Origin of the sequence: Streptomyces spinoverrucosus, assembly GCF_006539505.1 — a bacterium.
GTDB lineage: Bacteria > Actinomycetota > Actinomycetes > Streptomycetales > Streptomycetaceae > Streptomyces > Streptomyces spinoverrucosus.
Map to the genome: position 1 here is coordinate 1 of NZ_BJND01000133.1, position 6,850 is coordinate 6,850.

4 protein-coding genes and 3 pseudogenes are annotated in these 6,850 nt (G+C 65.2%); 4 read left to right on the top strand and 3 right to left on the bottom strand.

Features of this window, described 5'->3' with window-relative positions:
- A pseudogene (locus tag SSP24_RS43660) lies at nucleotides 1-378 on the bottom strand (winged helix-turn-helix domain-containing protein); the annotation flags it as partial.
- A gap of 332 nt (nucleotides 379-710) precedes the next feature.
- Here SSP24_RS43660 and SSP24_RS45525 point away from each other — a divergent pair.
- Nucleotides 711-1,004: pseudogene (locus SSP24_RS45525) on the top strand (transglycosylase family protein); the annotation flags it as partial.
- A 518-nt stretch (nucleotides 1,005-1,522) separates the two neighbouring features.
- Nucleotides 1,523-2,377, top strand: a complete 855-nt coding sequence (locus tag SSP24_RS41710) for a GNAT family N-acetyltransferase (protein ID WP_141316352.1) — start codon at nucleotides 1,523-1,525, stop codon at nucleotides 2,375-2,377.
- A gap of 508 nt (nucleotides 2,378-2,885) precedes the next feature.
- Here SSP24_RS41710 and SSP24_RS41715 read toward each other — a convergent pair.
- Entirely contained in the window at nucleotides 2,886-3,488 is a 603-nt protein-coding gene (locus SSP24_RS41715) for an integrase core domain-containing protein (protein ID WP_141316353.1), read from the bottom strand.
- Between the two features lie 125 nt (nucleotides 3,489-3,613).
- Nucleotides 3,614-3,913: a transposase gene (locus SSP24_RS41720; protein WP_167529873.1), complete on the bottom strand. Its 300-nt coding sequence runs from the start codon at nucleotides 3,911-3,913 to the stop codon at nucleotides 3,614-3,616.
- 145 nt (nucleotides 3,914-4,058) lie between these two features.
- Between SSP24_RS41720 and SSP24_RS44770 the strand changes: the two are divergent.
- Nucleotides 4,059-4,360: pseudogene (locus tag SSP24_RS44770) on the top strand (IS256 family transposase); the annotation flags it as partial.
- 835 nt (nucleotides 4,361-5,195) lie between these two features.
- Nucleotides 5,196-6,698, top strand: a complete 1,503-nt coding sequence (locus SSP24_RS41730; RefSeq protein ID WP_141316356.1) for a CehA/McbA family metallohydrolase — start codon at nucleotides 5,196-5,198, stop codon at nucleotides 6,696-6,698.
- Nucleotides 6,699-6,850 lie beyond the last annotated feature (152 nt).

Below are 6,850 nucleotides of genomic sequence, written 5' to 3' on the forward strand. Positions count from 1 at the left end.
GGCCGCATCGCGATCAGTCCGGCTACCGACAGGCGTCCCGAGCGCCGCCCGCTCACCGTCACCTGTGGTGGTATGCAGCCACGCGGGCCCAAGGTGCGTCCTTTGGGCGGCCGCCGGGGTGAAGCCTGCCCTCGTCCTTGGAACAGAGGTAGCCTCCGCAGGCCGCCCGGGCTCTTTTACCTCGGCCCAGGTCGCCTCCTTCCAGTCGGTCACGGCCTGCTCGTCGCGCTCGGCCACCCGCCGCGCCGGCACCTGCGGCCTGAAGCCGGGCCGGTGCATCAGCCGGGTGGTGCCAAAGATGCTGTAGGAAACGTGGAACTTCCTGCCGATCAGCGTGGCCACCCGGGCAGCGGTCCACACCTGGTCCTCCACCCAGCCCATGCGCCGCCGGGACCGGACGAACACACGCCGACCGCAGGATCGCCCATCCGCCGATAAGGGGAGACAGGCAAGTCGGAATGCCCGCACGATCGGCCGCCCCTCTCAACCGCCGAACATCACAATGCTTGAGACGAACCTGTTTCCCTGACACAGGAGTACCCATGCCCTCAGCTTCCATCACCTCTCAGCTACCAAGAAAGCCATACTGGCCTCCGCCACGACCCTGGGAGTCTCCCTGCCGCTCGTGATAACCGCCAGCCCAGCGCAACGCGGCGACCGCCAACGTCTGGGACACGCTCGCAGCTTGTGAAAGCAGCGGGAACTGGGCAGGTCGCACAGGAAACGGCTTCACAGGCGGCCTTCAGTTCACGAACACAACATGGCATGAATTCGGCGGCACCGCCTATGTACCAAGCGCCGACCAGGCCAGCAGGGAGCAGCAGATCATCATCGCCGAGCGTGTACAGCGGGCCCGGGTGGAACGCATGGCCCACCTGCTCAAAACAACTGAGTGTCACCCGATAGACCACCGGTCGAGGATGTTGGCGAGCAGTTGGGGCGCAACCCCTCGTACACGACTCCACTTCGCCAACAAGATCTGTCACGCCAAGGCGTTGAGTTGATCTGTACATGAACACTTCCCCCAGCAGCCTCACCGTTTCTCACCAAGAAGGGCCGCGAGAAGTCAGTTAGGGAAAATACCCGATGTCTCTCACCGTGCCTTGTGCTTTCCTTCCAGTTGCCACCTGCACTATGGAGGAGAAAGCAGAAGCTATGATTTCGATAAAAATCCTCCGGCTCGCCCTCTTTGTGATGACATTCACGGGCGCTACCGCTGCACGGTCCTGTTTAGTACGGCTGGGGGCCGATATGGCAAGGGTGCCAGACCTCGGCGCCGAAGATAATTCTCATCCTCTCTATAGAGGTCGGCGGCCGCTGGGCGGGGCAGGTGGAGCCCTCCCCCGATCGCACTTGGTCCAGGACTCACCTGGGGCACGACGACCAGGGGTTTGTCATCCCGAGTGCGCGCGGAGGCACAGCGGTGTGTTGGGCCAGGGTGCCCCGCGCCGTCAAGTTCGCGCTGTTGTGTCCTTTCGGATGGATCCGAAATTTCGGGCGGTAATGCCCTGGAGGTGACTCTGTGAACAGACTGGGAGATCCCCCACCGGAGACGGCTGCTGCCGTCTCGGTGAGAAAGACCCGCGAGGTAAGCGGGGCACAGGATGCGCCCATCCGGGCCTGTACGCCTGATCACTTCCCGGCGATCATGGCGCTGGCGGCTGCCAATCCTCTGCCTGGGGAGCCGGCTCACGCTCCGCAGCACGACCTCGGGGAGGTGTTCACCTTCTGTGACGAGCAGGGGCAGGTCCGGGGGGCGATGTGTCTCTCAGCGAGGCATGGCGACCGTCTCGGGATCATTCACTGGTTGCATGACGGCGAGGACTTCACCATCGCCACGGCGCTGCTGGATTACGCCCGGACTCATCTGAGCCACCGCCCCACGCTCGCCTTCACCTCCCCTGCTACGACCGCGGGCGTTCCCGGGCTGCCTGTCCGGCACCGCCAAGCTACCGCCCGGGCTGTCGCGACGACGGGTTTCACCCCGACTGCGGCTCAGGATTACTTCCTGTGCCCGCTCGCCCCGGACCCCGTCGCGGATCCGGATCCGATCGCGGAGGTCACGCCCCTCAGCACAATCCCGGGATGGCAGCTCAAGGTCAAAAAAGGTTCGGGAACGCTGGGCAGTGCGGTTGTACTCCGTCCCCATCCGATGACGGCCACCGCCGTTCTGTGGCACCTTGCGGTTCACCCCGAGCATCGTCGGCGAGGGGTCGGAAGCCGTCTGCTGGCGCAGTGTCTGCGCCTGGCCAGCAACGAAGGTGCCCGGCAGATGGCGGCGTACGCAGATCCCGGCGACGAGCCGGTCAGCCACATGCTGCTGGCCCAAGACTTCGATCCCATCGACACCTTCAGCGTCTACCAACGCCGCTGCTGAGAGCAATACCTGCGGCCGACATCAGTGTGATACGCCTGCTCGCCGAATATGGCGACAACTTCCATCCGGCTCGGGGTCAAGCCATCAAGGTGCCTTCTCGTGGCCTGTTTGCGGACCCCTGAAACGCCGGGTCTCCGTGATCAACCCGATGACCACGGACTGATACCGCGACCGGCACATGGTCTGCCGCAAGAAGTCCGACCCGTACGGCACCGCTGTCCCTGCTTCTGCGCGGGGGCAGCCGCAGGTGGTGCAGCCTGTCGGCCCAGCACCGCAGCAGGCCTTGGAGCGCATCGATGGCCTGGCAGTGGTCTGTTGCTCCCTGTGCGGCCGCGCTGGGACCCTTCCGCCTGTGCACCCATAGAGTGGGGACGATGCTGATCAGCTTCGCCGTCGTCTTCGCCTCGGAACAATGCTCATTACCTGTGGATCGGCTCGGGAGGGGCACATGCGATACGGGCGTACCTTTGAGCTTGTTCCGCTTTGACGGATACCATCGGTGTGGTGGTCAGGCCGCCAGGGCGGCCTCGTAGTCGGCGGGACTGCGGTAGCCGAGGCTGCTGTGCAGCCGGTGCAAGTTGTACCAGCCCTCGATCCACTCGAAGACCGCGGTGCGGGCGACGGACCTGCTCGGCCAGGAACGGTCGCCGAGCAGTTCGTTCTTCAGGGTGGCGAAGAACGACTCGGCCAGCGCGTTGTCCCAGCACTGGCCGGTGCGGCCGACCGACAGATGGATATCCAATTCAGCTGCGAACAGGGCGAATTCACGGCTGGTGTACTGGCAGCCGCGATCCGACCGACCCGGTGGGGCGACGTCGGCGGCAGGCGGCTCGCAGAGCGTCGGCACCAGCTCGGTGCGCGTGGTCGGCGGTGGCCCAGCCGACCACGCGCCGGGAGGCGATGTCGATGACGGTGGCCAGGTAGAGCCAGCCCTCGTTGGTGGGGACGTGATGTCGCCGCACCAGCGGGCGTCGGTCGCGTTCTCGGGCCGGAACTCGCGCAGGATCGTGCCCTCGCGCCGGAGGACGGCGTGGATGCGCGGCGCCCCGTAGGTGCCCCGGGACTGGGCGTGGACGGCGGTGATCTGCTCGGTCAGCTCCGCATCCTGCACGGCCCGCGGGCCGACGGCGCCGGTGCGGCGGGCATAGAAGGCGGCACGGGAGACCTTCAGCAGCTCACACGCCCGTTTGACGCTGTGGCCCGCCTACTTCTCCGCCTCGATGAACGGGTGCACGCTCACCGGGTCTCCTGCGCGAAGAAGGCCGTGGCCCGCTTGAGGATCTCCACGTCCTCCCGCAGGCGGCGGTTTTCCCGCCGCAGCTGGGCCAGTTCCTCGCGTTCGTTGCTGGTCAGGCCGTCGCGCTCGTCGGCATCGACGTCGGCCTGCTTGACCCAGCCGCGCACCGCGGTCTCGGTCAGGTCGAAGTCCTTGGCGACCTGACCGACCGAGCGGTCACCACATCGGCACAGCTCGACGATCTCGGCCTTGAACTCCGGCGTGAACGAGCGGCGAGGACGCGGCCTCTTCTTCCCCATGCTCTTCATGATGGACATCATCCTTCTGGGGCCGAAGCCCCTGATCTTCGATGTCCGTCAAAGCGGATCAAGCCCACTTCCCGAGTGATCGATTGGCTGGTATCGAGTAGGCCCGCGTTGCCGCGTGGGTTGGGAAGGCACGCCCGTGCTCAGCGTAGTGAACGCCGACGGCACCACCGCCAACGGCTCGTCCCTGATCGATGAGATCGTCCGCGAGGGCGCGAGGCGGATGCTGGCCGCCGCGCTCGAGGCCGAAGTCAACGCTTACATAGCCGACTTGGCCGTTCAGCGGGATGAGAAGGGCCACCGCTCGGTCGTGCGCAACGGCTAACCACCTGCCGCGCAAGGTGATCCACGGCGGCCGGGTGGTCGAGGTGAAGGCAGCCGCGGGTGAACGACAAGCGCCTCGACGAGGCCACGGGCGAGCGCCAGCGGTTTCTACCGCCACGGGTTCAACGAGAGACTGACCCGCCAGTCTCATCAAACGATCAGTCGCGCCTTTTGATGATGGCAGGGCTCTGGACTTCGACTGGCCTCCGTGCTGACATGAGTGCGTCAATTTGCCAATCGTGTCGGGCCGTGAGCGATGCCCTGACCTTGGGTGATGTGATCGGTAGCTACGTCCACCCAGGAGGATGGAAGATGGGAGCAGCCCTCGCATACGAGCGCTTATCCATGGCACTGACCTTCGCCTGGGGCTCTTCAGCGTCACTGCGGCTTCCGCCTCGGCCGCCGCCCCCTTCCACCGTTGGCATCCCAGGCCACCCCGCCCATCGTCGGACCGCATACGATCGACGTCGGCGTCGGCAAGTCGGCCACTGTTCCGCAGGCGGCCCGGCGGGCAGCGGGGTCCGGAAGGCCCTCGTCCCTTCCTCCACACGGTGCCCGGCTGCGTCAACCGCTGCGCGGCCATGACGATTGACAACGACAAGCTCGGGGACCGCGGTTGCGGCCATCTCGGAGCTCGCTGCGCGCAGGTTCCGAAATCCGGCACTGGGGATGCCCTGCGTTACGGTCAGCGGCAAAGACGTCATCTTGACGATGCCCGGGCCGGTCCTGGGACGTATTGCCGTCACCCTACCGACGGGCAACCTGGAAGGCAGGTAGGGTCGGTTCGGCCATCGAGCCCCTTGTGTTTCCGGTCAACGTACCGACGTTGTGCTACCTGTCGCCGAACCTCGTGCTGAGCACCACGGCCGTCACATGAGGGAAAGCTGATCCGCGGTGCCCTGCACGTGCCCCCGGCCTCTGCCCACTACCCGTTACTGGAAAGGATGCAGCTGTGCGCCACAGACCTTCCCGCCATGGTTCTTTCGCAGCCGAGCGCCGGGACATCCTCAAGCACGGCGCTGCTCTCTTAACGGGTGGACTTGCCTCCACCATCCCCGCCGGCGTCGCGCACGCCGGCACTGGGGCTGCATCCGGCAGTCACGGCATATCGACCATGACGCATCGGGGGCACTCCCCCTTCGGGTTCGATCAGTGGGCCTCCGCGGACTTCGAGGTACCGGAGGGTGTCCAGCGAGTCTCGGTGAGTACATCCTTTGACCCCTTCGTCGCTGTTCCCGGTGTGATGGAAAATGTGCTGGACATAGGGCTCTTCGATCCCACCGGGTTTCGCGGCTGGTCGGGAGGAGCGCGCAGGGACTTCACCGTCTCGGCCGCGGATGCCACGCCGGGCTACATCCCAGGGGACGTACAGCCCGGAACCTGGTCGGTAGCGCTGGGACCGATCGTCTACAACCCCAAAGGCATGGGGTGGGAAGTACGCATCACCTTGGAGTTTGGCGAGCCTGCAGATCGCTTCGTCCCGAGACCGGCACCGGACAAGGCGATCGGACGCGGACAGGCGTGGTATCGCGGGGACATGCACCTGCATACCCAGCATTCGGATGGAACGGCGACTCACAGCGAACTCATCAAATCCGCCAGAGACCACCGTTTGGACTTCATAGCCTCCACAGAGCACAACACACGCTCATCGGCCCTCTACTGGGGAGCGAGTGCTCCATCTGATCTGCTCGTCCTCAACGGTGAAGAGGTCACCACCCGCCACGGACACTGGCTGGCGCTAGGGCTTCCACCAACAGAGTGGGTGGACTGGCGGTACGGCCCGCGAGACGGCAGTGCCTTCGCACAGCGCAGGGACCGTGTGAGAAGCCTTGGTGGCCTCGTCGTTGCCGCACATCCCATGACTCCGGGGCCTGGCTCATTTTGGGAGTTCGGCTTCGAAAACGTCGACGCCCTCGAGGTATGGAGCGGCCCCTGGACGCTGGACGACGTGGCGGCGGTGGCTGTCTGGGACGGCATGCTGCGCACCGGGCGGCGGATCGTAGCGGTCGGCAACAGCGATGCACACAACGCCGGGGAAGTCGGCACACCGCATACAGTCGTGCGGGCAACTTCGCTGTCGAAAGACACCATCCTGGACGGGGTCCGGCGCGGAAACTCCTACCTCGCAGAGACGGCAGACGTCTCTCTGGACTTCATCGCCGCTGCGAACGGCCGACAGGCAGGCCCTGGTGACCAGCTACCAGTGTCGCTCTTCTCGTCGGTGGAGGTTTCAGCGCGAGTCAGCGGCGCTCCAGGCACAACCGTCACAGTGCACACCGCCTGGGGACGGATGGCAACAACCACAATCGGCAGTACAGGAACCGGCGAAGTACATTGGAAGGGGTGGGGCAAGGCATCCGGCTTCGCTAGAGTCGAAGTACGCCGTCAGCAGCCAACCTCCACCACCCTCGACCAAATGGTCGCCATAAGCAACCCGATCTGGTTCATCTAACCTCGAGCCTGCTCAGGCTGAGCCGCCTTGACAGGCGCTACCACACCCCGATCGTGGGGGCCGCTATCGTACCGCGATGGTCAGAGGGCGTTTGATCTAGTAGGACTCCGTTAGGTCTTCCTGTCGGGCCTGTTCGGGAGCATGTTGGGTGT

Bases quoted from the DNA above. Each gene is read 5' to 3' on its own strand.
- SSP24_RS41720 (WP_167529873.1), bottom strand. From the start codon at position 3,913: ATGGGGAAGAAGAGGCCGCGTCCTCGCCGCTCGTTCACGCCGGAGTTC.